This is a genomic window from Paenibacillus sp. ACRRY (assembly GCF_022346995.1).
GTDB lineage: Bacteria > Bacillota > Bacilli > Paenibacillales > Paenibacillaceae > Paenibacillus.
On the sequence record NZ_JAKRNM010000001.1, the window covers coordinates 463610 to 487662 of the forward strand.

18 protein-coding genes and 1 pseudogene are annotated in these 24053 nt (G+C 44.7%); 14 read left to right on the forward strand and 5 right to left on the reverse strand.

Annotated features, from left to right (window positions below):
* The first annotated feature begins 30 nt into the window (after positions 1-30).
* From MH144_RS02060 to MH144_RS02100, 9 genes are all read left to right on the forward strand, one after another.
* Entirely contained in the window at positions 31-1587 is a 1557-nt protein-coding gene (locus tag MH144_RS02060) for a glutathione ABC transporter substrate-binding protein (protein ID WP_239299225.1), read from the forward strand.
* 107 nt (positions 1588-1694) lie between these two features.
* A complete protein-coding gene (locus tag MH144_RS02065; protein ID WP_239297403.1) occupies positions 1695-2900 on the forward strand; it encodes an amidohydrolase family protein in 1206 nt (401 codons plus the stop codon).
* A 17-nt stretch (positions 2901-2917) separates the two neighbouring features.
* Complete coding sequence (locus MH144_RS02070) at positions 2918-4054, forward strand: amidohydrolase family protein (protein ID WP_239297405.1); 1137 nt, start codon at positions 2918-2920, stop codon at positions 4052-4054.
* A 288-nt stretch (positions 4055-4342) separates the two neighbouring features.
* Positions 4343-5620, forward strand: coding sequence for an MFS transporter (locus tag MH144_RS02075; RefSeq protein WP_239297415.1), 1278 nt, complete (start codon positions 4343-4345; stop codon positions 5618-5620).
* Between the two features lie 330 nt (positions 5621-5950).
* A complete protein-coding gene (locus MH144_RS02080; RefSeq protein ID WP_239297425.1) occupies positions 5951-8182 on the forward strand; it encodes an S-layer homology domain-containing protein in 2232 nt (743 codons plus the stop codon).
* The gene (locus tag MH144_RS02085; RefSeq protein WP_239297426.1) at positions 8179-9072 is read left to right on the forward strand and encodes a GNAT family N-acetyltransferase; all 894 of its coding nucleotides are present in this window, start codon (positions 8179-8181) and stop codon (positions 9070-9072) included. The genes MH144_RS02080 and MH144_RS02085 overlap by 4 nt, the downstream gene beginning before the upstream one ends.
* 220 nt (positions 9073-9292) lie before the next feature.
* Entirely contained in the window at positions 9293-9697 is a 405-nt protein-coding gene (locus MH144_RS02090; RefSeq protein WP_239297427.1) for a VOC family protein, read from the forward strand.
* 263 nt (positions 9698-9960) lie between these two features.
* Positions 9961-12261, forward strand: a complete 2301-nt coding sequence (locus MH144_RS02095; protein ID WP_239297428.1) for a stalk domain-containing protein — start codon at positions 9961-9963, stop codon at positions 12259-12261.
* A 190-nt stretch (positions 12262-12451) separates the two neighbouring features.
* Entirely contained in the window at positions 12452-13906 is a 1455-nt protein-coding gene (locus tag MH144_RS02100; RefSeq protein ID WP_239297429.1) for a S8/S53 family peptidase, read from the forward strand.
* Positions 13907-14016: 110 nt separating this feature from the next.
* On the opposite strand, the gene MH144_RS02105 is transcribed toward MH144_RS02100, so the two are convergent.
* Positions 14017-14442 (reverse strand): MarR family winged helix-turn-helix transcriptional regulator, encoded by a 426-nt coding sequence (locus tag MH144_RS02105; protein ID WP_239297430.1) that lies wholly within the window; start codon positions 14440-14442, stop codon positions 14017-14019.
* A gap of 145 nt (positions 14443-14587) precedes the next feature.
* Complete coding sequence (locus tag MH144_RS02110) at positions 14588-15226, reverse strand: nitroreductase family protein (protein ID WP_239297431.1); 639 nt, start codon at positions 15224-15226, stop codon at positions 14588-14590.
* 247 nt (positions 15227-15473) lie between these two features.
* On the opposite strand from MH144_RS02110, the gene MH144_RS02115 reads away from it, so the two are divergent.
* The gene (locus tag MH144_RS02115; RefSeq protein ID WP_239297432.1) at positions 15474-15929 is read left to right on the forward strand and encodes a DinB family protein; all 456 of its coding nucleotides are present in this window, start codon (positions 15474-15476) and stop codon (positions 15927-15929) included.
* Positions 15930-16110: 181 nt separating this feature from the next.
* Here MH144_RS02115 and MH144_RS02120 read toward each other — a convergent pair.
* The 3 genes and pseudogenes from MH144_RS02120 to MH144_RS02130 all read right to left on the reverse strand — a co-directional run.
* Positions 16111-16445 (reverse strand): annotated as a pseudogene (locus MH144_RS02120) (cupin domain-containing protein); the annotation flags it as partial.
* 209 nt (positions 16446-16654) lie between these two features.
* The gene (locus MH144_RS02125; RefSeq protein ID WP_239297433.1) at positions 16655-17482 is read right to left on the reverse strand and encodes an AraC family transcriptional regulator; all 828 of its coding nucleotides are present in this window, start codon (positions 17480-17482) and stop codon (positions 16655-16657) included.
* A 269-nt stretch (positions 17483-17751) separates the two neighbouring features.
* Entirely contained in the window at positions 17752-19032 is a 1281-nt protein-coding gene (locus tag MH144_RS02130) for a glycoside hydrolase family 125 protein (protein WP_239297434.1), read from the reverse strand.
* A 411-nt stretch (positions 19033-19443) separates the two neighbouring features.
* Here MH144_RS02130 and MH144_RS02135 point away from each other — a divergent pair, with 411 nt between their 5' ends.
* From MH144_RS02135 to MH144_RS02150, 4 genes are read left to right on the forward strand one after another with little or no spacing between them, the layout of a single operon-like run.
* Positions 19444-20394: an ABC transporter permease gene (locus MH144_RS02135; RefSeq protein ID WP_239297435.1), complete on the forward strand. Its 951-nt coding sequence runs from the start codon at positions 19444-19446 to the stop codon at positions 20392-20394.
* A 16-nt stretch (positions 20395-20410) separates the two neighbouring features.
* Complete coding sequence (locus MH144_RS02140) at positions 20411-21322, forward strand: carbohydrate ABC transporter permease (protein ID WP_095286732.1); 912 nt, start codon at positions 20411-20413, stop codon at positions 21320-21322.
* A 39-nt stretch (positions 21323-21361) separates the two neighbouring features.
* A complete protein-coding gene (locus tag MH144_RS02145; RefSeq protein WP_239297436.1) occupies positions 21362-22972 on the forward strand; it encodes an extracellular solute-binding protein in 1611 nt (536 codons plus the stop codon).
* Between the two features lie 52 nt (positions 22973-23024).
* Positions 23025-24041 (forward strand): glycoside hydrolase family 130 protein, encoded by a 1017-nt coding sequence (locus tag MH144_RS02150; protein ID WP_239297437.1) that lies wholly within the window; start codon positions 23025-23027, stop codon positions 24039-24041.
* Positions 24042-24053: the final 12 nt, after the last annotated feature.

The following is a 24053-nucleotide window of genomic DNA, read 5'->3' on the forward strand; positions in this document are numbered from 1 at the left end:
ATCATTCCATAAGGAAAGTAGGACATGCACATGAAAAAAAGAGGACTTATTACCAGTTTATTGACTCTGTCCATGACACTTGTCATTAGTGCGTGTTCGTCTGGGGGTTCTACAGCTTCCGGCGGCGAACCCACCACACCGGGAGAACGCCAAGCTGGCGGAACACTTGTGATCGCGCGGCAGAGCGACGCCAACAATTTGGACCCACAATACAGCTCCCAGATCAATTCTATGGCCGTCTATCATCACAAAATCACAGAAGGCCTTGTCTTGATGGACAAAAACAGCAAATATCAACCAGCACTTGCTACGGAGTGGACACAGGTGGACGATACGACATGGGAATTCAAGCTGCGCGAGGACGTGATGTTCCATGACGGTACTCCGTTTAACGCGGAAGCGGTGCAGAAAACGTTCGCACGGATTCCAAGTACACCCAAAGCGGGCATGTTTTCGATGATCAAAGAAGTTACAGTGCTGGATGACTACACCGTCCAGTTCGTGCTTGAATACCCTTATGCTGCGATTATGTCCTTGCTTGCCAGTGCGGAAGGCAACATCTTAAGCCCTGTTTCTTTGGAAAAAGCAGGTACGGATATGGTGAAGGAACCTGTAGGGACTGGACCATTTGTATTTGAATCCTGGACACCAGGTGATAAAATCGTGCTCGCCAAAAACGAAAACTACTGGGGGGACAAACCGAATATCGATAAAGTCGAATTCAGAACCGTACCTGAAGATACGACGCGGTTAGCCATGGTTGAGACAGGAGAGGCGCAAGTGGCGGAGCAAGTTCCTTCCACGGAGATTGCCCGGATTGAGGCATCTGCAACGATGAAGCTGGGTCGTTATGAAGCTTTTGCGACAGACCATATCGGCTTCAATACTAGCAAGGAGCCGTTTGACAATAAGCTGGTTCGTCAGGCCATAGCGTATGCGGTGGACAAAGAATCGATCGTCAGCGGTGTGTACAACAACATTGGCAAAGTAACGGATTCCACACTCGGACCAACGGTCATCGGTTATAGCCCTAATGTCAAAGGTTACAGCTACGACCTGAACAAAGCCAAATCGCTGCTTACTGAGGCGGGGTACCCAGAAGGGTTTACCGCAACGCTCTATACCAGCGACAACAAAACAAGAGTGAATGTGGCGGAAGTGCTGCAATCCCAATTGAAAGGCATTGGCATAAACCTTGAAGTGAAAGTGTTGGAATTTGGGGCGTATATCGATGCGGCAGCCAAAGGAGAAACCGAAATGTTCCTCAGCGGATGGGGAAATGCAACCGGTGATGCGGATTATAATCAAATCAACCTGTTGCACAGCAGTTCCAAAGGCGTTCCGGGCAATCATTCGTTCTATAGCAACCCTGAAGTGGATCAACTAATTGAAGATAGTCGCAAAGAAACCGATCCTGAGAAACGTACCACCATTTTTGAAAAAGCCATTCAGATCGAACTGAACGACGTGCCGATTCTTCCGTTCCGCAATGGCGAAAATCTTGCTGCGCTTTCGAAGGATGTGGACGGGGTATGGATCAGCCCATCCGGTTTTGTAGAAATAAACACGGCGAGCTTTCTGAAATAACGGACGGAGGAGTGGGGATGACAAGTCAGATCATCCGAAATTGCAGAATTTCGGAAAGCAATGAATTACATGACCTCTGGATACGCGATGAAAAGATAGAAAGAATCATGCCATCGACCCTTGATGGGGAATCAATAGTGGATATCAGGTTGACGGATATCGAAGAGGATGAAGAGCAACGAGCGAGGTTGCCGGGCCAAACGCTCACATTAGATGCTCAGGGAGCACTCCTCTTGCCCGGACTCATCGAGCCGCATATCCATTTGGAAAAAGCACTTCTACTTGATCGTATGTCTGGCGATGCTGCCTCATTGCAGGAAGCGATCTCCATGACTGCAGCGCTCAAAGCGGGATTTACTGAAGAAGACATGATCGAAAGATCAGTAGAGGTGATCAATAAACTTTCTGGTTACGGTGTGACCCAGCTTCGCTGCCATGTTGAAGTGGACCCGATGCTTCAGCTTCGGGCGATGAGCAGTGCATTGGAAGTCAAAGAACGGATGCGGAGCAAGGTGGATATGCAAATCGTCGTTTTTCCGCAAGAAGGGATTGCGAGTGCTCCGGGAACGGTGGAGTTAATGGAGGAAGCGGTCCGGATGGGGGCTGACGTGATCGGTGGAATTACGTATGTTGATCCCGACCTGGAGGAACATTCGAAATTTGTATTCGAGCTTGCCGAACGCTCTAACCTGCCGATCGATTTCCATGCGGATTTTTCACTAAATCCTGAAGATGCTGGAATTATCCACATTGCTCGGAAGACAGTGGAATATGGTTATCAGGGGAATGTGTCTGCTGGACATGTAACCTCACTCGCCGCCATGTCCCGGGAGAAGGCTTCATTATATGCCGGACAGATTGCGGAGGCGGGTCTGCATCTCATGACACTTCCTGCGACCGATCTCTACCTGAATGGCCGCGGGGACGATTACAACGTCCGAAGAGGTATTGCGCCAATCGGGTTGCTGCGGGATCACGGCGTAAATGTAATCTATGGTTCAAACAATATTCAGAATGCATTTACGCCTTTTGGGAGCGGAAACCCGCTTGATGTGGCTTGGCTGCTTGGCCATGCCGCTTTTATGGGAAGCCGGAAAGACACAGAGACATTGGTGGAGATGGCAACATACGGTGCGGCAAAGGCTCTGGGTCTTCGAGATTATGGTTTATGGGCCGGAGCACAGGCGGATCTGGTCATGTTTCCGGTACAGTCGAAGCGACAGTTAATTATTGAGCGCCCGCGGCCAATAGGGGTATGGAAACGGGGTTGCCTGTTGGCGAACGAAAACAGCTTAGAATGGAGAATGAAATGACTTTCATTGTGAATAATGTGTTGCTTCCCACGGGTTTGCATCGTTTAGTCATCGAAGATGGACGCTTTCGGAATATTGTGCCTGAATCATCCGATAATAAAGCGGTGACAGTGGAAAGTGGAACACACGCCGAATCGTGGAATGCGACAGGGTTGGTGTATCTCCCGACTTTTGCAGACATGCATTGTCACTTGGACAAACACCATATTGGAGAACGCTGGTTTCCATTGGAACCTTTTCAGACTTTGGAGAAGCATCTTGCCTATGAAAAAAGGCTGCTCAGCGAATTGAAACAACCGGTTAGAGAGCGGGCAAAGTTGCTCGTGGAACAGATGTTGGATTACGGCACCACCCGCATTCGGACTCATGTTGATGTTGATCCAGAGGTGGGGCTGCGCAACCTGGAAGCTGTTCTGTATGTCAAGGAAGAACTTCGAGATGAAATGGACATCGAGATTGTTGCATTTCCGCAACAAGGGCTGCTTCGTTCTTCATCGGAGCAGATTGTAAAGGATGCGTTGGCACTTGGCGCCGACCTTGTCGGAGGTGTTGATCCGGCAGGCCTTGACGGGGACATGGAACGTAGTTTGCAATGCATGTTTGATTTAGCAACGCTCACTGGGAAGGGGATCGATCTTCACCTCCATGATGGAGGTGAAACAGGGCTTGCGACTATGCGGAGATTTGCGGAATTGACGATGGAGTCGGGTCTTCGGGAACGTACTGCGGTCAGTCACGCGTATTGTCTGGGTGAAATGACAGACGCTGATGTGCAGCCGATTTTGGATATCCTTAAAGATGCCGGAGTGAGCCTCATTTCAAGCGTACCAATTGATCGTCCGATGCCTAGAGGTTATCAAATCCTTGATACTGGTGTGAATTTTATGCTTGGCTCCGATAATATCCGTGATGCTTGGTCGCCTTTTGGCAATGGAGACATGTTGCAGCGTGCATCACGTTTGGCCGAGCGGGAAAACTGGGTTAGCGATGAGAGATTGCTTGGGACATATCAGTGGGTATCTACCGGCAATTTAATTCCAGCAGAGGGAGATCCCGCGGACTTCTTGCTGGTGCGTGCAATAAATGCTCAACATGCTGTGGCGTCTGTCCCGACGAGAGCAGCCGTTTTTAAGAAAGGAATGCGAGTACGTTAATGTATGAGTTAAAATGTCTGATTACAGCAAAACCGGCCATCTTCTGAAGTGGAGAAGGCCGGTTTTTTTGAGTAGTCCATTAAGCTATACATATATGAATACAGAATCACAGAGGTAATTTGGTATATCCCTGCAGGAACTCACTATATTTAGTTCTTTTTTACATGTTCTTTGTTGTAAAACTGTTTTAAGTGCCGTAATCTTATTTTGATTGACTAGTTTGGTGGATTACTTTTTTATTTGATAAAGTAACATATTGAGATTATTGAGAAATGGAGAAAAGCTTCGATGAAGTCATCCGATTTAACCCGTCCATTTTACTTTTTGTGGACGACCCAGACTGCTGCGAATGCAGCAGACGTGCTTTACATTATGGCCCTTACAGTGCTGGTCCTTGATCGAACCGACTCTCTTGTGTCGGCAGCGCTTATGCCGCTAATGCGTAGCGGAGCCCAAATGTTGAGCAGTTTGATTGCGCCATTACTGATTAATCGTTTCAAGTTGTCCAACCTTCTATTGATGTCGCAAGTCGGGCAATTTTTGCTATTCATTTGCCTGGCGGTTTATTTGCAGTTGAACGGAGAGGCTTCATCACTTGTTTTGGTATTTTTGCTTGTATTCGTGATGTCTTTTCTCGACGGATGGACAACTCCAGCTCGTAATGCACTTGTTCCACGTCTGGTATTGCGTGAGCAAGGTCTGCTTAAAGCAAACGGACTACTCAGCGTCAGCGACCAGATTGTGCAATTTGCAGGTTGGGGACTAAGCGGTATCATCGTTGCATTTATGGGAGCTAGCCCCACTTTATTGATCACCGCTGTTATTTATGGTCTTGCCGCGGTATTTACACTTGGTGTGAAAGAACCCGAGAAGTCGGAAGTCGTTAACAAGGAATTGGAGGCCATTTCTAATGAAATTGCGGAAACTGGCACATCCAAATGGCATACGTTAACTGAAGGCTGGAAAATGATATGGATGACACCTCGCCTGCGGGTGCTCACCTTTATGGACATCATCGACATGCTCGGGGCATCGATTTGGGTAGGCGCATTTACCCTTGCTTTCGTACAAGTTGCACTTGGTCAAGGTGAAGAATGGTGGGGATTTATTAATGCTGCTTATTTTGCAGGGACAATAGGCGGTGGTTTGCTGGTACTGGCGCTGGCACGGACTATTGGTGACCGTTATTTAACGGTGATGATGATTGGTATGGCTGGATATGGAGTGCTGACCGCGATTTACGCACTTAACACGCAGCCTTTCGTTGCTCTTATTTTAGTCATGTTAATGGGGCCTTTTGCGGAACTATCCATTATTAACCGCCGTACATTGATTCAGCGCAGTGTAGCCAGTCAGCAGCTGCCCACGGTGTTATCTGCTCAAGCTTCACTCATGCATCTCGTATTTTGCATTTCGCTGTTAGGCATGGCTGGACTTGCCGAATACATCGGGATCGTGAATCTCTATTTGTTCGCAGCTGGACTGACCATTCTAGCACTTTTGGTAGGCTTGCTGAGCCATCGGGCTTTCCGGGACCAAGGCGCTCAGAGTCATATAAGCGGTTAGTCTATGGCATCTACCATGATTAAAAGCCGAAAAGGTTAGCTCAAAAAACAAAGGCAGTCTGCGGAAATGGCAGTCTGTCTTTGTTTTAACACATAAAATTTGATTCTGTTAGAAGTGTTCCTGAATTTAAGGATCTAAGAGGTAATGAGATGTTATTGGTATTCAGTGTTTCCAATAAAAAAGATACGGTGATTGAAAGAAGAAATTTCCAGGGAAAATTATTTATTTACATATAAAGAATTGTGAGAAAAATGTCGAAATTGAATAAGCATAGATTCTTTACTCCATGAGAGATAGGTCTATTTTGATTCATATATAGGGGGTAATCATTTGAAGAAGAAGCTACTCATCAAAGTCATGACAACTACTGCTCTGCTTAGTGCAAGCATCCAGCCTGCTTTCGCTTCAACGGAACTGACCGATATCCAAGGTTCTTTTGCCCAAGACGCCATTCAGAAGCTGTCTGAGGCCGGAATTATCAATGGGCAAGGTGAGGGTAAGTTTAATCCGACCGGCAAAATAACCAGGCAGGATTTCGCAATCATTCTTGCGAAAGCTCTGAATCTGAATGTGGAAAAAGTGCCGGTACAGCCGACTTTCTCGGACATTCCGGCAGATAGTTACTCCTACAAATACGTTGAAGCTGCAACGCAAGCAGGCTTAATCAGAGGACTTGGTAACAGCACTTTCGGTTTGGGACAAAATCTTGCCCGGGAAGATATGGCCGTTCTGTTTGCAAGATCACTAAGCTATACTGCAGGTGCTGATATAACAGCTGGTAAGGCATCGCAGCTGAAATTCACGGATGCTAACTCCATCTCAGATTATGCTAAAGATTCGGTAGCAGTAGCTGTAGAGCTTGGACTGATTAATGGAAACAGCAATGGTACCTTTAATCCACAAGGCAATGCCAGCCGTGAGCAGGTAGCTTTGGTGGCCAGCAAATTTCTTGCAGCTCAGCAAAAAATAAAAGAAGATCTCGCGAACCAGCAGTCCGAGGAGCAGGATAATGCAGTACCCCCGAGCACAACGACTGACGATGTAGTGCCAATTCCACCCGTTTCTTCTTCCAGCGGAAGCAGCAGCGGCAACAATGGAAGTCCTGCAGCCCCAACGGATTTCGTAGCTCCAACGGTTGTCATCATGTCATCCACGCCTGTTCCAGTTGGAGGAAACGTAAGTGTAACGAGTTCTGAAACCGGGGTTGTTTATTTGGTACCATTTGAAGACATTCCAACAGCAATATCGGGGCTCAATACATTGGTGACAGATCACCGTGCTGCCAAGAAGTCCGTTACAGCAGCAAATACCCAAACCTTCATCTCAACCGAAGGGCTTGCTGCCGGAATGTACCGAGCAGTTGCGGTTGATGGAGCAGGTAATGTTTCTGTGCCTTCAGTTACATCGATTGAGTTAGTAGAGAACACAATTCAAACGACTTCAATCGAGTTCTTGGATGCCCGTACGATTGCGTTGAATTATGATGAAGAATTGGACACGACTCATATCCCTACTGTTTTTAACGAAGAGGGGCATACAATTACCTCTGATTTGGTGGTTAAAGCCTCAGATGGTGATGTTATTTACCCTATTTCTTTAAATAATGACGATGTCTTGATTTCAGGGAAACAAGTATTAATCAAACTGCCATTCACGGTACAAATGGAAGAGTGTCTGTATATCTCATATCAACCTCAAGCCGAGGAAAATGCTCTACGTACCTTATCAGGGAAAAAGGCTCAGTCAATTAATGAATACAAAATTCAGTACTCTGAGACGAATGAATCCTCACTATCATTGTCTCTTGCACCCAATGCCTCTTTTGTAGTTAATCCTTCTTTAGGAGTGAATGAATCAATCTCGTTATCTGTATCAGCCAATCCAGAAAACTACAATAAGCGCAGCATTAAGAGTTTAATTCAGGTTAAGCGGGGAGAGACTGTAGAGAACCTCCTTTACAATCCAGAAGACAAAGATTTTGATATTATCGATGCGGAACAGCATGTGCTAGGCAGCATAAGCGTCACTTCTACCTCGGATGCACTGACGATTAATCCAAATGGGGATAGCGGATTGACTATTGTTCCTTCTAGCTCTTTATCGGATATGAACACTAAGCTTGTGTTCACACTTCACGAGGAGGGGAATGATCAATCCAAGCAGGTTTCACTACAAGTTACGTTTGATCAAACAAAACCAACCGTGACGGATGCGACTTATAAAAACGGAAATATTACGCTGAACTTTAATGAGCCGCTCACTGTTTCTTTCCCTTCTGGGGGTAGTAATACACTGGAATATGCACCTAGCGGTGATTTCACAGCAGAAGATAAGAAAGTGTTAATTGGAGGACCTTCAGGTATGATTAGTCCTGAAACAGATTACCAGTTTTCCTTGGTTAACAATCAGCTAGTAATTATGTTGACCGAGGCTGCTTTTACAAAGTATAACTTTGCACCCCCTGGGAATTTCCGAGTAACACTTAATGGCTACCAAGATTACGCAAAAAATAACTTAGAACAAAATCAGTGGGAAGTTTCCATTCCCGCTATTCAGGATTGAGCCAGCCAGTACGATTGGAATTTGCTATCTTTCAAAAAGCTATTCCAATCGAGTTTCAGGCTTATCTCTCGATAGAGCACCGTGCTGTTCTCAAGCAGATGCCGGATTTCTACGCTGCGGTGGGTGCATTAATTCAAGGGAAGCCGGCAGGAGTTACTTTAATCCATCTCCCTGCTCTTGGTTCTCAGCGAACGGCAAAATTACTTGATATTAATATTGATCAAGCGCATCGCCGGCAAGGAATTGGACTAGCGTTAATGAATCAGCTCTGTTTACTGCTTAGAAAGGCAGGAGTACATGAATTGACTGTTGAATATCTGAGGAGCGAAATAAATCAACCGAAGGTATCCGCTTTTTTCCAAGCTTGCGGCTTTGATCTTTCGGTCCCTGGTATCTATGTATACAGTTCATCACTGCAGGTTCCATCAGAGTTTCCATGGGTAAGAAGCTTATCTTTGCCTGATAGCTTTACAACCCGGCCTTTTTATTCCATTTCTCCTGAGGAACGGGAAGAGATACAAGCTGGGTTAGGAGAGTGGTATCCATCAATCTTGGATCCGTTAGCAGAAGAAGAGCTGATTGACAAAAGTCGAAGTGTTTTTCTGCGCCACAACGGGGAGATTGTGGGGTGGTTGATCTTTGAACATTTTGATGACAAAACCATTCTGTGTAAAACCATGTTTGTCCGCACTCTTTTTCAGCGTATGGCAAGAGGTGTAGCATTGATGGCCGAGGCAAGCCGGAGGCTGTCACTGGATCCGGTGTATAGTGAATTGATTTTCTTCGTGGAAGCAGAAAATCAGCCGATGGTGAAATTTATTAAAAAACATGTGTGTTCTCCACATATAAAAGAAGAAATTTTATGGAGATCACAAAAAACACTTCATTAAGAGTAATCGTATACGTTTTCTTAAAGTTAAGCCTCGGCTTAACTTTTTTTATAGTCAAAGGACTTATACCTGCTTCTCATTGGAAGAGATGAAAAAGTTAAAACGCTACTGACATACCGTGGTCAGTAGCGTTCTTTTATGATTTAAAGGGTGGAGAGTAATTCTACCTCAAAAGATAATATCACATTTTATCTTTTATTTAGAGAAAGGATGTTCTTTTATGCATTTCGCTTCTGTACGTATGATTACCGACGACGTGGATCGTCTAGTCGAATTCTATGAGAAAGTCATGGGTGTTTCAGCAGAACGTCCCGCACCAGTCTTTGCCGAACTCGTTATGCCTTCGTGCACTCTGGCTATAGGTCACTCCCAGACGGTACCACTGTTCGGTGTTGGTTCCGTGGTGGCTGCCGATAATGGCAGTGTCATCCTCGAGTTCCGGGTTCATGATGCCGATGCCGAATACGAACGATTGAAGCCCGTTGTTGATGACTGGGTGAAGGAACCGACTACGATGCCGTGGGGGAATCGTGCGATGTTGTTCCGTGATCCTGACGGCAATCTCATTAACCTCTTCCAGCCGGTGAGTGAGGAAGCGATTAAACGGTTCAGCGGTAGAGCTTGAAAGTCTATCACTAGTTAATGAATCAAAGCAGCTGATCAATATGATCAGCTGTTTTTGATTTACTTCTAACCTAACGAAAGGATAGCGCCTGAACTAGAGATGACTCAATAATCTTGTTATACGAATAGTATTCTATTGAAAATAGCTGCATCAAATCCATAATATTCAATTTATTTAGTAACTTTTTCCGTATTCGAGCGTTTAATAGTATGACTTTTAATAGATTGAAATTTGCGAGGGAGCGAAAGGGGAAGAAATAAAGAATGAATTTGAAAAAGAATATGTCCATAATCACTGCGGTAGCAGTACTTCAAGCATTTGCAGTTGGTTCAGTGAGCGCACAACCCGTAGATCAAGGAGAGGCAGCGGCTGTAAAGCCTGTCAAAGCAGAATCATTAGAGGTCATTAAGGAAGAACAGCCGCTTACTGAGAATGAAGTAAAGATAAAAAGCAGCACAGCATCCTCAAAAGCTGAATCTGCTGAAGGAGGCAATGAAGCCACCAAATCAGCGGGCGTGGAGACATCACCTGCGATAAACACGGATTCGCCTACTGCTGATGAAGAAACAATAACCAATGAATCCGAAGAGGATTTTACGAGCCAGGAAGGAACTACCGAGGATGACAAGACGACAGCTACTCCAGCTCAAGTCGAGCAACCTGCAACAGGTACTGCTGCTACCGGAACATCGGGTGGAGACCTTACTCTGTACATGAATAGCAACAAAATGGAGCAGGATGGGAATACGTTTCTTGCCGGCCAGCCAATGACTGTAAAAAACGGTGTATCCTATGTTGCGATCCGTGCACTGGTGGACCGTGTGGGGTACGGAGTTAAATACGATAACAAAACTAAAGAAACCATCATTATCAGTGGTGACAATGAGCTCCGATTCAAAACAAACAGCAAGGTTTATACCGTTAATGGTGAGTCCAGAACGATGAAAGGCCCTACGTATCAGCAAAAAAATACGTTTATGGTGCCGTTAACTTCCATTACTCAAGCGCTGAACATTTCCTATAAAGTAAATCAGTCGGCGAAAACCGTTGTGCTCAATCTACATAAGAAGCCTGTTGCAAGCTTTGTGATTTCCCAAAAGGAAATTTTTGCGGGAGATACAGTGGATTATGTGACTTCCTATAGTTCTCCAAACGGTCTGGAGATCACGAACGAACGCTGGACAGGTCGTCAGGATTTGTTTGATCAAGCGGGTACATATACCATTTCATATCAAGTTCAGGATTCAAACGGCCAGTGGAGCGATCCCTATTCAATTACAATTGAAGTCTTGCAGCCTAATCTTCCTCCTGTAGCCATGTTCACAACGGACAAGGAACAATATAAGATGGGTGAAAAAATAACGTATTTGGATCAAAGTACAGATGATGAAGGCAAGATTGAGAAAACGGTTTGGGATAACAATCCGCTCGCATTCTTTGAACCTGGACCCAAAACGGTAACCTTGACCGTCACAGACAACCATGGGGCTACTGATACGTATTCCAAAGTGATAAACATAACCGATGAGACGTTATATAATTTTTCGGATTTTAATTTACTTTTCACACCGGTTGGACAGAAGTTTACCTTTAATGGTGGCGAAGTAACTTCCATGGAGAAAGTACCTTATACGTATAGAGATGAGGCAAGTCTGCTCATCCGCAGCAACAGTCCGGAAACGGTTAATACGGAAGGCATTGTGTACCAAGAGTCTTCTTCGGGGCAGACGCGCTTCATGATTCACCATGTGAACAATACAGGCAAGAGAGTAAAAATGTATGTTATTGCAACCAATAACAACCCATATCCAGCGGTATTCGAGCAGCAAAATATGGGTTTCGCAGGACCGACTCCGTTTGCTACCGTAGCCGGTAAATTGTCTATTGATAAATGGTTCAAGTCGATACAGGCTGGTACTGATCAAAAGAAAGAATATTTTGAACCAGGAGAAAGTAAACTGATTTTGACCGAGCTCAATAAAACACCAATGAAAGAAGGGCAAGTGATCTCGCTCTATTCGGATGCATTCAGCGATTATTCCCTGGATTATAACGTTATTCTGGTCGAAGAAAATAAAGACCCGTTCGAAGCGTTACCAACGCTGCCTGTGCTCGATCGTGACGGTGTGCACAACCGTGGCACATACCCGAATGCAACTCGTGTTATAACGTACGATCAGCAAGTTGGAGCTACGCCAGCGCGTTTGCCTCTTGGAGACAATGCAAGCGACCCGAATTTGATTGGAACGGATCCGATGGCTTACACGGATGCATCCAATGCAGGTAACTTTGGAGTCTTATACAAAATCACGTTAAGCAATGTTGCGCCGCGTACACTGATCTCGTTTAACCCACGTGGTGGAAAGTACTTTGGAGTAGCTCTTGTGAACGGTCAAGTTGTACAAATTGTCGATGGTAGCCTATCGATTAACACGTCTAGTGAACAAAGCGTACTCCACCGAACAGGGTCTTCTTCGGAAAGTGTAACAATTCTTTTCTCAGCAGCGCCAGGAAGTAACCTGCCAGTTAACCTTCTATTTACACCACTCCCAATGGAGAAGTAGTGTAGTTGATCTTATGGGCTAGAGAGGTAACAAATAATTTGTTAGGCTACGCATTGAAAGAAAGGACTCCTTAGGGAGTCTTTTTCTGTTATACAATCGCTGTTAAAGGATTTTGACGGCAGGATAGTAGAAGAGTCTGTTAAAACTAAACTAATGTCTCTATTACGAACGATATAGGGGGGTAACAACGATGGCATTTCCTGATCCAACATGGGCAAGGGTAGGTTTTATAGAACCACCGGATTTTCATAATTCCGGCAAGAATATTGGAATAGTAATCATTGATAAAATGAAGCCCCATCATACAATTCGCCACTTGGGTGACCGAATTAAGTACGTAACTGTCCAAAACGATTTAACTATAAAATGCAATAATATTGCATTCCAATCTTCAGAAGGTGAAGTAGATGAGGAAGTCGGTGAACATGGCTTGATGACCATATTAACCCTATCTCATGAACCTTTCTCTTTGGAAGGGAAAACACATATAGGTCTTTCTCCTGCTGCAAACTTCATTGTGCTTGACCATGGTGCTTTTAGAGAAGGTGAAGGTGAGCGATTAAAATATGGAATTGATTGGGTGCTAAAACAGCCAAACTGGAATATTAAAATAATTTTATGCACAGGTTGGCATGCTTCGGATAATCCTGTACTCCTACAGAAAACTCATAAGAATTCAACAGTTCAAGCTTTACATTCTGCAGAACAAAGAGGTTTGATGGTAATCTGTTCAAACGGTAATACAAGATTGGGCAACATTATGCCACCTATCGAATATTTCACTGTGGGTGGCTTCAATGATCGTGGGAAAGCGGAGCGTCACCTACATTTGCCTTATCCCGATGAGCCGTTTGGCAAGAATGGAGATGGTCATTTTAGGCCAGATATTCTAGCTCCAAGAGTATACCTAACGCTCCCTTTCTGTGAATCCAAGGAGAGAGAAGAACAGGTATCATATTATTGGGAAACTTCCGGTGCAGCAACGCTCGTAACTGGTATTGCTGCGTACTTATTTTCTAAATATCCAGAATTAGACTCAACAAATTTACGAAGTAAATTGATTGAATATGCTGATCCAATAGAAGATTACAAAAATAATGCACCAAGAATAAATGTTGGTAATGTAATTCATAGTTTAGAAATGCAGGTTAATCTGAAAAAAGCAAACCAATGTTTATCGAGTGTTCGTATTGCTGGCCATGACCATTCTATAGAATCTTCAGATGATATTGAAAGGGGGTTAGCGTTATCCAAACTTGTTCAACAACAAATCGTAACTCGACAAGAATTATGGAAGTATACTGAAGATGAATCCGATGTAGTAAGGAAAATTGCAGTATACGCCTTAGCTAAACCAGAAGACGAATGTGAGAGAAGGCTCTATTGGAAACGATTAAGCGAGGAAAGCGAGGGAGGAGTGCGCGGTTGGTATGCGCACGGTTTGTTACAAAATGCGAATGAATCAGAAGTATCCAAGTGGGTCCCATTTTCCACAGATAGCAATTGGGCAGTCCGTTGGTCTGTTAGTGAATACTTAACTAGATATGTTGAATACTTTCCTCAATTGGAAAAGACGCATGATCCGGATTTGATACAAGAAAAGGCCAGCAAGGTACTGCAGTGGTTAAAAAATCCAATGGTTTAATGTGAAGTAGAACAGGGCTGAAAAAAACGGTCTATAAAACTCGCTAAAAGGACGTAAAGAACTCCATAAGATAGACCTAGCCACCTCAGTTCCAGAGGGTTCTTTTAAATTTACATATCTTTCATATTGAATTGCATACGTGTAAGCATATCAGTCATCATGGCAACTTCTTCTTCACTGAAATCAAGAAGCATCTGATGAACGAACTGGTTACGATCCTGTTTGAAGTTGGCTATATGCGTGAGTCCTTGTTCCGTTAATCGGACGAAGGTTTCCCTTTGGTCAATAGGGTTTCTTCTTCTTGATACGAGACCGTCTGCTTCCAGCTGCTTCAAGTGACGTGTAATCGCAGCACTGTCGATGTGAATGGCTTTTTGCAAATGGCTTTGAGTAACTTCCTCATGAATATAGAGATGATACAACAGAACATATCGTGAAGAACTGATCCCCGTACAACGTTCAAATTTGGGTTTCAGCTGATTACTTATATTTTTAAGTAGGATTAATAGGTTTTCTTGCTCCAGTGAACAATTCATGTTGTGCCCCTCCTTGAATGGTGCCGAATATCTTGAAAAAGACAGCCTGGTAACCAAGGCGCATCTCTTCCAAGACATTCAGCAGCTAAAGGCAACTATATCACAATGTGATGGCTTCTCGCATCATGGCAAGCAGCTAATGGATTTAAGCCCAGAATGTAGTTTCTTCTGCTGGCAGGCGGTAGGAAGTATATCCCTCGCTCGTAGCTTTACCAATTGTCAGCAGCATGACGGGTACATAACGTTCTTTATCCAATCCAAACACTTCGGCAATTTGATCTTTTTCATATCCACCAATTGGATTGGTGTCATATCCATGCGCACGGGCAACCAGCATTAATTGCATGGAAACCAGGCCGGAGTCAAGCATAATAACATCGTTCATTTCAGCATCAGACATGCTGCTATAGATCGGTTTGAATGCATTCAACTGAAAGTCCTTAACATCTTGCGGCATTAATCCGAGCTCAACGGCTTTCCCATAAATGTTTTCGGCATAATCGAAGTTGTTTTTGTCCGCAAACACCGCAATAACAGCGGAAGCTTGGGCTACTTTTTCTTTGTTGAAGCGGGACAGTGGCACGAGTTTATCTTTTCCCTCTGGCGTATCCACAACAAGGAAACGCCAAGGCTGCATGTTAATCGAAGAAGGAGCAGTGCTTGCTTCGTTAATGATTTGAGTCATTTCTTCTCTGGAGATTTTAACGGATGGATCATAAGACTTTATTGAGCGGCGTCCGTATATAATTTCATTAAAATCGTTTGTTTTTTGAGATGGTTTCATAATAAATTTCTCTCCCTTTATCTAATAGTTGATGTATCAATATTTGACTAGTCAATAGTTGATAAGTCAAATATAATCGAATTGTTTGATCATTTCAACCTTTTTTATATGTTAAAATATTACAATCCATGAGGTGAACTATTGTATTGTTCAGTTGCACAATAAGAAAATAAGTGTTTGTCGAATGTAGTTGATTTGAATTGAATTGTTGAATTTAAAGCAATGAGAAGAGGAGGGGATTATCGAAATGAAGACCATTAAGTGTATGATGGAGCATCTGTACTGGGCCGACGGACGCATCTTGGACGCGCTTCAGGAAAGTGCGACGAGGAATAAAGACCTGTTGAAGTTAGTTAGGCATGTCGCGGTTGCAGAACGTGTCTGGCTATCCCGATTGCATGGCAAGGACAGCGGGCAATATTCGTTGTGGGAGGAGGAAGAAGACCTCTCGGTGATCCGGTCGATGTTCGAAGAAAACGCCAAGCAATATCGCGTCTATATGGAAGGACTTGATGAATCCCGGTTGGACGAGAAGCTCGACTACGCGAACCAGAGCGGGGTTCTGTTTCAAACGTCCGTCCGGGACATCCTGTCACAGGTTATCTTACATGGGCAATATCACCGGGGACAGATCAACCAAGCGCTTCGAATTGAATCGGCAGAGCCTGCCCAAATCGATTACATCACGTTTGCGAGACTATAACGACGGATCATAATCACCATTACACTGAATTGAAGTGGCTTTGAGATAACACTTAAAGGTAGCTCACTAAAAAAATACTGGAAATTACTGCTAACAACCAAGGAGTTGAAAAAAAAGAAAGGAGCTTCTGCTGCCAGCTCCTTTCTTGGGTAAATGAATTGTTATTAATGTTTTGAATCAGCTCACTGACACTCTTGCCTGTGTTTGCTAAGCTTTTGGCTCGATCAACATGATATGACATTCCTTTATGGCGGATGGTTTGATCTCTGTTCCTTTCGGGATAACAATCATTTCATCCTTGTAAATCTTCACTTGGCTATCACGAAAATCAATGATCATTTCCCCTTTGATCACGAAAAATACCTTATCTGTCTCTTCATGAACATGCCATTCGTACTCTCCTGCAATCTTTACAAGCTTAAATTGATAGTCATTCATTTCACCAATGAATTTTGGAGTCCATTGATCATGAATTGTAGATAGTTCCTCACTCAGTTTAATAACTGGATAATGGATAGTAATCACTCCTTATTTTTATGTACTTTGCTTCACAAGATTGCAAACACCGAAACTGGCGATTCACCACCTGGGGTCCGTAACATATCACTTTGGGATGATCAGACATTTACGTTTTTTACATACGCAATTTTCCAGACATCTTGTTTTCTTGGCTTGCTATTAGCATATAATTTTTATTTTTAGTTTCAAATGGATGCCTGTTGAAACTAACATGGATTATTGGTGAATCTCTGCCTATACTCGGTGGGAGAAAGACCAAATTGTTTTTTGAACACTCTACTAAAATAAAAGGGGTCTGTAATCCCAACAGCTTCTGCAATCTGCTGTACTGAGACATCACTTGTAATTAATTTTTTTTGCGCCATGTTAATGCGGTATTTAAGTACATATTCTGCTGGCCCCATACCGGAATATCTTCTAAACACATAAGAAAGTCGATTACGATTAACGTTATAATGCTCTGCGAGCGATGGTATTGTAAGACCTTGATAATAGTGTTCATGGATGAATTTCGATACACGTTGGAATAAGGCATGTGATTCACTGCTAGTTTGCCTGTTATCCGCACATAATAATGCTTCATTTAGTGCATCACGAAACAACATTTCAGTCTGAAACATCGAGATTCCACCTTGCTGATTATACACATGCCAAAGCCGTATAATTAATTCGGTTAGACGGGTGGAATCTCCCGTTGGCAATTCAAAATGTTGATGAGAAAAGGACGACTCTTTTAATTTTGAGTCATGTATCCGGTATAACACAAGAATATACTCCCAGTTAGTGTCACCAAACATTTTTTGTTCTAGTTTCATTTTCGCTCCCCCATGAACAATTTTCCCTGGCGTAAAAATATAAGGCATTCCATTAAAATAAAATTGTATTTTCCCTGTCAAGGGGAACACAAATCCCGGGAAAGAATCTGTATAATCTGCGTAGGGCACTCCTGATTTTTTACCATATCGGTATACTCCTTCTACTTGAAAAGGAATTTGTGCAAAGTGTTCTGCTAGTAGATTGATGTTTATGTTCACAGTGTGACCTCACTTCAATAGTAGTTTGTGAATAAATTTTGAAGTTAATTAATCAATGTATTTCCTATATTCACATTATTGATAACGATTATCATTGTCAAGATCGGACGTACTAATGCTCACCGGGATAATAGAATAGTGAGGAAACCTACAAAAAAACGAAAAACCTGCTGCGGCCTTCCCTATAAACAGGACGGTGCAGAGGTTTTTGTTGGAATACGATAATTCTCGCTGTAGCTGTCTCTAAAAGAGCGTATATCTTAGTGGTCTTAAATGATTCCCCTGTCCATCGCTTTGCCGATCAGCGTAGCAAAAAGGCTGTTAGACCAGGCGAACCACTCGCGTGAAAAGTCGGAGGGATCATCCGGGTGAAAGCCTTCGTGCATATACCCGGTATCTGCATCAGTCCTGATCAGCATATCGATTAATTCTTTCATTTCCTCATCGTTATCTGCTGTTAGCGCTTGCATAGACAGTGCCATATGCCACACATAACCTCCTGGCGTATGCGGACTACCAATACCTTTCGCATGTTTACCTTCGAAATAAAAAGGGTTGTCGAAACTAAGAGCAAATCGGCGAGTGTTTTGATATATTTCATCCTCTACACCTACATAACCAATATAAGGAATAGATAGTAATCCCGGTGTGCCAGCATCGTCCATCAGTGAATAATTCCCGAATCCATCAGTTTCATAGGCGTAGATTCGACCGTATTTTGGATGATTCACAATCCCGTATGTCCGGATGCCGAAGTCAATTTCCTTGCGCAGCTTCGCTGCTCGGGCAGCCAGTCTTTCGTCCTTATAGATAACGCTGGCGATTTCGCGGATATACTCCAGAATCACCACAGCGAACATGTTGGAGGGAATGTTGTAACCGAATTCGCAGCTGTCATCACTCGGGCGGAAGCCCGACCAGCTCATACCAGTGTAGTTGACAGGCATACCGCGTCCGTTATTGTGTAACGTCTCCGTATCCTGAAGCGTCTGCCGGATAAAATGGTAGGGTGACTTCTCTCCGTGGTACTGCTCCGTTTCAATAACGTTCACAATGGAGCTGAGTGCCTGGTAGCATTCAGTATCGAAGATATCCGTTTGCTCTGCTTCCTTCCAGTACATATAAGCCAGCTGAACGACAAAGCAGAGGGAATCCAGCTCGTATTTGCGCTCCCACATCAAGGGATTTAAATTGCAATCATCCGTAGCCCGGTAATGCTTGTCGCTTGCAGTTTCATTGAATGCATTTGTATACGGGTCGATATTCACATAGAACATCTGCCGTGCAATCAGGCCGCGGAGAATCCGCTGAAGCTCAGAGTCATTTTTGGCAAAAGGAATGTAGTGGCGGACTTGCTCCGTAGAATCGCGCAACCACATGGCTGGGATATCGCCAGTAAATACAAAGGTGGTGCCGTCTTCAAGCAGCTTGGTTGTCGTCTCAAGTGTGTTGGGGAAGCAGTTGCGGAACAGCTTTTGCAATTTGGGATGATGGGCAAGTCTTTTGTCGGCCTCATTCAAGTACTCGGTAATGGAAGATGGCAGATTCATAGTCAAACTCCTCCTACGTAGTTAGGATAAGGTAGCAAGCACGGTTCATAATACAAAGCTTCTGATATCATCAATGCATGTGATAGTCTTGGCATTCGTAGCAAATGTTTGCATACTTGTCTGGTGATCACAATATGTAACTTTTGCAGCTTAAAGAGAGGTTCATAATTCACACATTTTATTCATGTTTCATGCGGGACATTTGCATCACGACAAGCCCGAAAGTGCCACAGCAGCAAGGTTTCACGCGCTTTCTAACATGACAATGCACAACCTACATATTTACGGTGTCAGCTTGATTTCAATACAATTTGAATTGTAAGCGCTAGCATAAAAGAGGTCAGCTGAATGCAAAGCGGATACAAATTTATTTTATGTAACGAAAAAAATACCATAGAGAGGAGTGGGAGAATGAAGGTGAGTCATGCTACAGTATCTGTAAAACCTTCATTGAAGAACAAATCCCTTGGCAAAAGAATCTGGAAAAATTGGGAGCTTTATTTGTTCATGCTTCCCGCGTTGTTGTATTTCCTCGTTTTTCATTACGGCCCGATGTACGGCATTCAGATTGCTTTCAAGAATTTTGTACCTTCAAAAGGAATCACAGGCAGTGAATGGGTTGGTTTTGACCATTTTGAACGATTCTTCAATTCCTATTTCTTTTGGGATCTGCTCTGGAACACGTTCAGCATCAGCTTCTATGAACTTGCGATCGGCTTTCCACTTCCGATTATTCTGGCGCTAGCCTTTAATGAGGTACGGAACGGTCCGTTCAAGAAATCGGTTCAGACGGTAACCTATGCTCCGCATTTCATTTCCGTTGTTGTTATGGCGGGGATGATCATCACCTTTTTGTCGCCTTCCAGTGGAATGATTGTCCGGTTAATTGAATTCCTGGGCTTTCAACCAGCACAATTTCTGACGGACCCGGCCTGGTTTAAGACGATTTATGTTTTCTCGGGTGTCTGGCAGAGTACCGGGTGGGGGACGATTATTTATCTCGCAGCTTTGTCTGGCGTAGATCCCCAGCTGCATGAAGCGGCCATTATGGATGGAGCGAGCCGGATTAAACGGATGCTGCATATCAATCTGCCAACCATTGTACCCACCATTACAATCATGCTGATCTTAAATATGGGTAATATACTGGGCCTTGGCTTCGAGAAAATTCTGCTGCTGCAGAATTCACTCAATATGGAAGCCTCCGATGTAATCTCCACCTATGTCTACCGCGCCGGTTTGGTGGATGCCCAGTATAGCTTCTCAACGGCTGTGGGATTGTTTAACTCGGTAATCAACGTTATTTTGCTTGTTACTGTCAATCAGATTGCCAAACGTACCAGTGAGAATAGCCTCTGGTAGAAAGGAGTTGAGGTCTTTGGTTACTGCCATGAAAGAGTCCAGAGGGGACAAGCTGTTTGTGATTTGCACCTATATTTATTTGGTTCTTGCACTGCTCGTTGTTCTCTATCCGCTGATCTATATTCTCAGTGCTTCCATCAGTTCGCCGCAGGACGTCAACTCGGGAGCCATGTGGCTGTTTCCGAAGAATGTGACACTGGACGGCTACAAGCTTGTTTTTGATAACCCGAAGATATGGAATGGTTATTTGAACACGATTATTTATACGGTGGTAGGGACCCTGGTCAATCTCGCCGTTACTCTGCCAGCCGCGTATGCGCTCAGCAGATCTGATTTTGTCGGGCGTAATCTATTCATGGGTCTCATTCTGTTTACAATGTTCTTCAGTGGCGGGCTCGTGCCGACGTATCTGCTGGTCAAAAACCTCGGACTCATCAACAGCATGTGGGCATTGATTTTGCCGGTGGCTGCTTCAGTTTGGAATATTGTCGTAGCCCGCACCTTTTTTCAGACGACCATCCCAAAAGAACTGCAGGAAGCGGCGCACATGGATGGCTGTACGAATCTGAAGCTGTTCATCCGCATTATTTTGCCACTGTCGGCACCCATTATTGCCGTTATGGCTTTATTCTATGGAGTAGGCCACTGGAACAGTTATTTCCCGTCCCTGATCTATTTGAATGATGAAGCCAAGTATCCGCTGCAGATGGTACTGCGCCAGATCCTTGTCCTTCAGGAGATGTCGGCCGAAACCACGGGCGCTTCGATCAATAGCGAGGTGGCGACCGCCATGAACAATAAGGCTGAAACGGCATCACTAATCAAATACGGAGTCATTGTTGTCTCCACTTTGCCGATCGTGGCGGTTTATCCATTCCTGCAGCGTTACTTTGTCCAAGGGGTCATGATTGGCTCTGTTAAAGGTTGAACCATTAGAATGGTGTATATAACAAGGGAGGAATTATTCATGCAGACCACACGCAAACCATGGAAGCTTCTGTTGTCTTCGGCTCTAGTTCTTACACTGCTGGCAGGCTGCAGCAATGCTGACAAAGGGGCAGGAGATAACAGTACCGGAGCGGTTACTGTGAATAAAGAGGGTTTCCCGATTGTCAATGAATCCGTAACTCTCACACTTATGGCGCCGGATGTAGGGATTCAGAACTGGGAGAACATGACCGTGCTCCAGCAGATGCAGGAGAAGACGGGCATTAAGCTGGAATACAGGAATGCACCGAAGGACAGCTTCGAGACCAAGAAGAATCTGGTGCTCGCCAGCGGAGATTACCCGGATATTCTCTATGCTGCAGGTTTGACCACTGCAGAGCAGATGAATTATGGAGAGCAGGGTATCCTCGTTCCTTTGGAAGATCTGATTGAAGAATATGCTCCGAATTTCAAGGCTTTGCTGGATGAGAATCCGGATGTCCGCAAATCAATTACAGCACCGGACGGGCATATCTATTCTTTGCCGGTAGTAGAACTCAGTCAGCATTGGTATCGTAACCCAATGTGGTATAACGGTGACTTCCTGAAAGCATTGAATATTGACAAGCTTCCCGAAACGACAGAAGAGCTGTATACCTACCTGAAGCGTGTGAAGGAAGAAGATCCGAACGGCAATGGCATAGCCGATGAAATTCCGATTTCCTCGGTGACAACACCTGCTGCCAATCTACGTGATATCCGCACCTGGCTGCTTGGTGCCTTCGGTATTTATGAAGAAGAGATATACGTGGACGATGACGATAAGGTGCACTATACACCGCTTGAAGAAGGATATAAGGAATATTTGACCTATATGAACCGTCTGTGGTCCGAAGAGCTATTGGATCATGAGAGCTTCTCGCAGACGGCAGAGCAAAAGAAGGCTAAAGCACAGAACAACCAGGTCGCCCTCTTCTCCGACTGGCATGCCTACATGTCCAAAGGCGGAGAGCCTTCGACGGCAGATCCAATGTTTGCACCTGTCCGCAGCGAATCGGTGGCTGCACCGGCGATTGCGAAGAACAGAGGGATTACAACGGGTGCCTTTGCCATTACGGAAAGCAACCCGGCGCCGGAAGCCTCGATGCGTTGGGTGGATTATCTCTATTCCTACGAAGGTGCCATGTTCTTTAATAAAGGGCCAGAGGGCATTCTCTGGGAATATACCGACAAAGAAAACCGGGTGAAGAAATATTTGCCTGTACCGGATGGAAAAGAAATGGAAGATTATCGAGCTACTCTGACACCTAACTACGGTATTCCTGCTCCGACCCTGTCCATGGATGATATTAGTAAAGGGCTGAAGACAGACTTTGATCTCTGGGTAGAGAAGGAAACGGAGCAAAAGCTTCTCGATAAAGGTGCTCGGATTCCGTTCCCAACACTATTCCTCACCGTGGAAGAGCAGACGGAAATCAGCAACCTGAATTCGGATTTGAGCACATACGTGAAGCAGATGGAAGCGAAGTTCATCACCGGTGCAGAGCCCCTTACCAGCTGGGACAATTATGTGGCGACCGTTAAGAAAATGGGTGGAGAACGTGTGGCTGAAATTAATCAGGCTGCGTATGACCGCTGGAAATCCAACTAATCAAGTCAGCGCGGAAACCATACCTTGAACATGAATCCCAGGAGGAACAGACATGCAAATAACGAGACATCCGAACAATCCCATTGTCGTCCCGGGCGGCTATGAATGGCGAAAGGTTACGGTCTTCAACCCGGCAGTCATCATAGATAATGACAAATTTTATATGATTGAGCGCACCGCAGGCTCCCTGACTCCATGCAAGAATTATCTGGGTCTGCTGGAGAGCGATGATGGCGTAAACTTCACCCACGTGAAGGATGAACCCATTGTGACGCCCGATATGCTGGGTTTTCCATATGGCAGTGTGCAGGACCCACGTATTGTCAAGATTGATGGAACCTTCTATCTGAACTACGCCCTGCGTCCCTGTGCAATGAGCTATTATCCAACGGGAGCAGGGGTCCCCCTGCGCTCAATTCCGGAATATCCGGACGGATGGGGGGAAGAGGAGGGACACTGGTTGACCCGGTCCTCCATTCTGAAATCGGATAATCTCCTGGATTGGGAGTTTGTGGCGGATACGACACCTCTTGATATTAACGACCGGGATAATATTCTGTTTCCTGAAAAAATAGGTGGCAAATTCGTACTGCTGCGCCGTCCCGAGGAATATGTGGGAGAAGACTACGGTACGGATAAGGCGGCCATGTGGATTACCTACTCCGAGGATCTGGTGAACTGGGAAGAGCCCAAGCTGCTCGCCACCGCCGGAAACCTGTCCTGGGAATCGCGGAAAATCGGGGGCTCAACGCCTCCAATCCGTACCGACAAGGGCTGGCTGGTGCTCTATCACGGCGTCGATGAAGATATCGTCTACCGTGTGGGAGCTATGCTGCTGGATTTGGAGCAGCCTGAGAAAATCATTGCCCGGACCCATCATTTCATTATGGAGCCGGAGACGTACTACGAGAAATTTGGATTCCAGATTCCGAATGTAATCTTCCCGACCGGAAACGTGGTCAAAGATGGACTGCTCTTTATCTATTACGGAGTAACGGATACAGCGATTGCTCTCGCCACGGTTCCTCTGGATGAATTGGTAGAGCATATCCTTCGGGAAGGGCAGTAATCAGGGCCGGCT

Bases quoted from the DNA above. Each gene is read 5' to 3' on its own strand.
- MH144_RS02060 (WP_239299225.1), top strand. From the start codon at position 31: ATGAAAAAAAGAGGACTTATTACCAGTTTATTGACTCTGTCCATGACA.
- MH144_RS02065 (WP_239297403.1), top strand. From the start codon at position 1,695: ATGCCATCGACCCTTGATGGGGAATCAATAGTGGATATCAGGTTGACG.
- MH144_RS02075 (WP_239297415.1), top strand. From the start codon at position 4,343: ATGAAGTCATCCGATTTAACCCGTCCATTTTACTTTTTGTGGACGACC.
- MH144_RS02090 (WP_239297427.1), top strand. From the start codon at position 9,293: ATGCATTTCGCTTCTGTACGTATGATTACCGACGACGTGGATCGTCTA.
- MH144_RS02095 (WP_239297428.1), top strand. From the start codon at position 9,961: ATGAATTTGAAAAAGAATATGTCCATAATCACTGCGGTAGCAGTACTT.
- MH144_RS02100 (WP_239297429.1), top strand. From the start codon at position 12,452: ATGGCATTTCCTGATCCAACATGGGCAAGGGTAGGTTTTATAGAACCA.
- MH144_RS02105 (WP_239297430.1), bottom strand. From the start codon at position 14,442: ATGAATTGTTCACTGGAGCAAGAAAACCTATTAATCCTACTTAAAAAT.
- MH144_RS02110 (WP_239297431.1), bottom strand. From the start codon at position 15,226: ATGAAACCATCTCAAAAAACAAACGATTTTAATGAAATTATATACGGA.
- MH144_RS02115 (WP_239297432.1), top strand. From the start codon at position 15,474: ATGAAGACCATTAAGTGTATGATGGAGCATCTGTACTGGGCCGACGGA.
- MH144_RS02130 (WP_239297434.1), bottom strand. From the start codon at position 19,032: ATGAATCTGCCATCTTCCATTACCGAGTACTTGAATGAGGCCGACAAA.
- MH144_RS02135 (WP_239297435.1), top strand. From the start codon at position 19,444: ATGAAGGTGAGTCATGCTACAGTATCTGTAAAACCTTCATTGAAGAAC.
- MH144_RS02145 (WP_239297436.1), top strand. From the start codon at position 21,362: ATGCAGACCACACGCAAACCATGGAAGCTTCTGTTGTCTTCGGCTCTA.
- MH144_RS02150 (WP_239297437.1), top strand. From the start codon at position 23,025: ATGCAAATAACGAGACATCCGAACAATCCCATTGTCGTCCCGGGCGGC.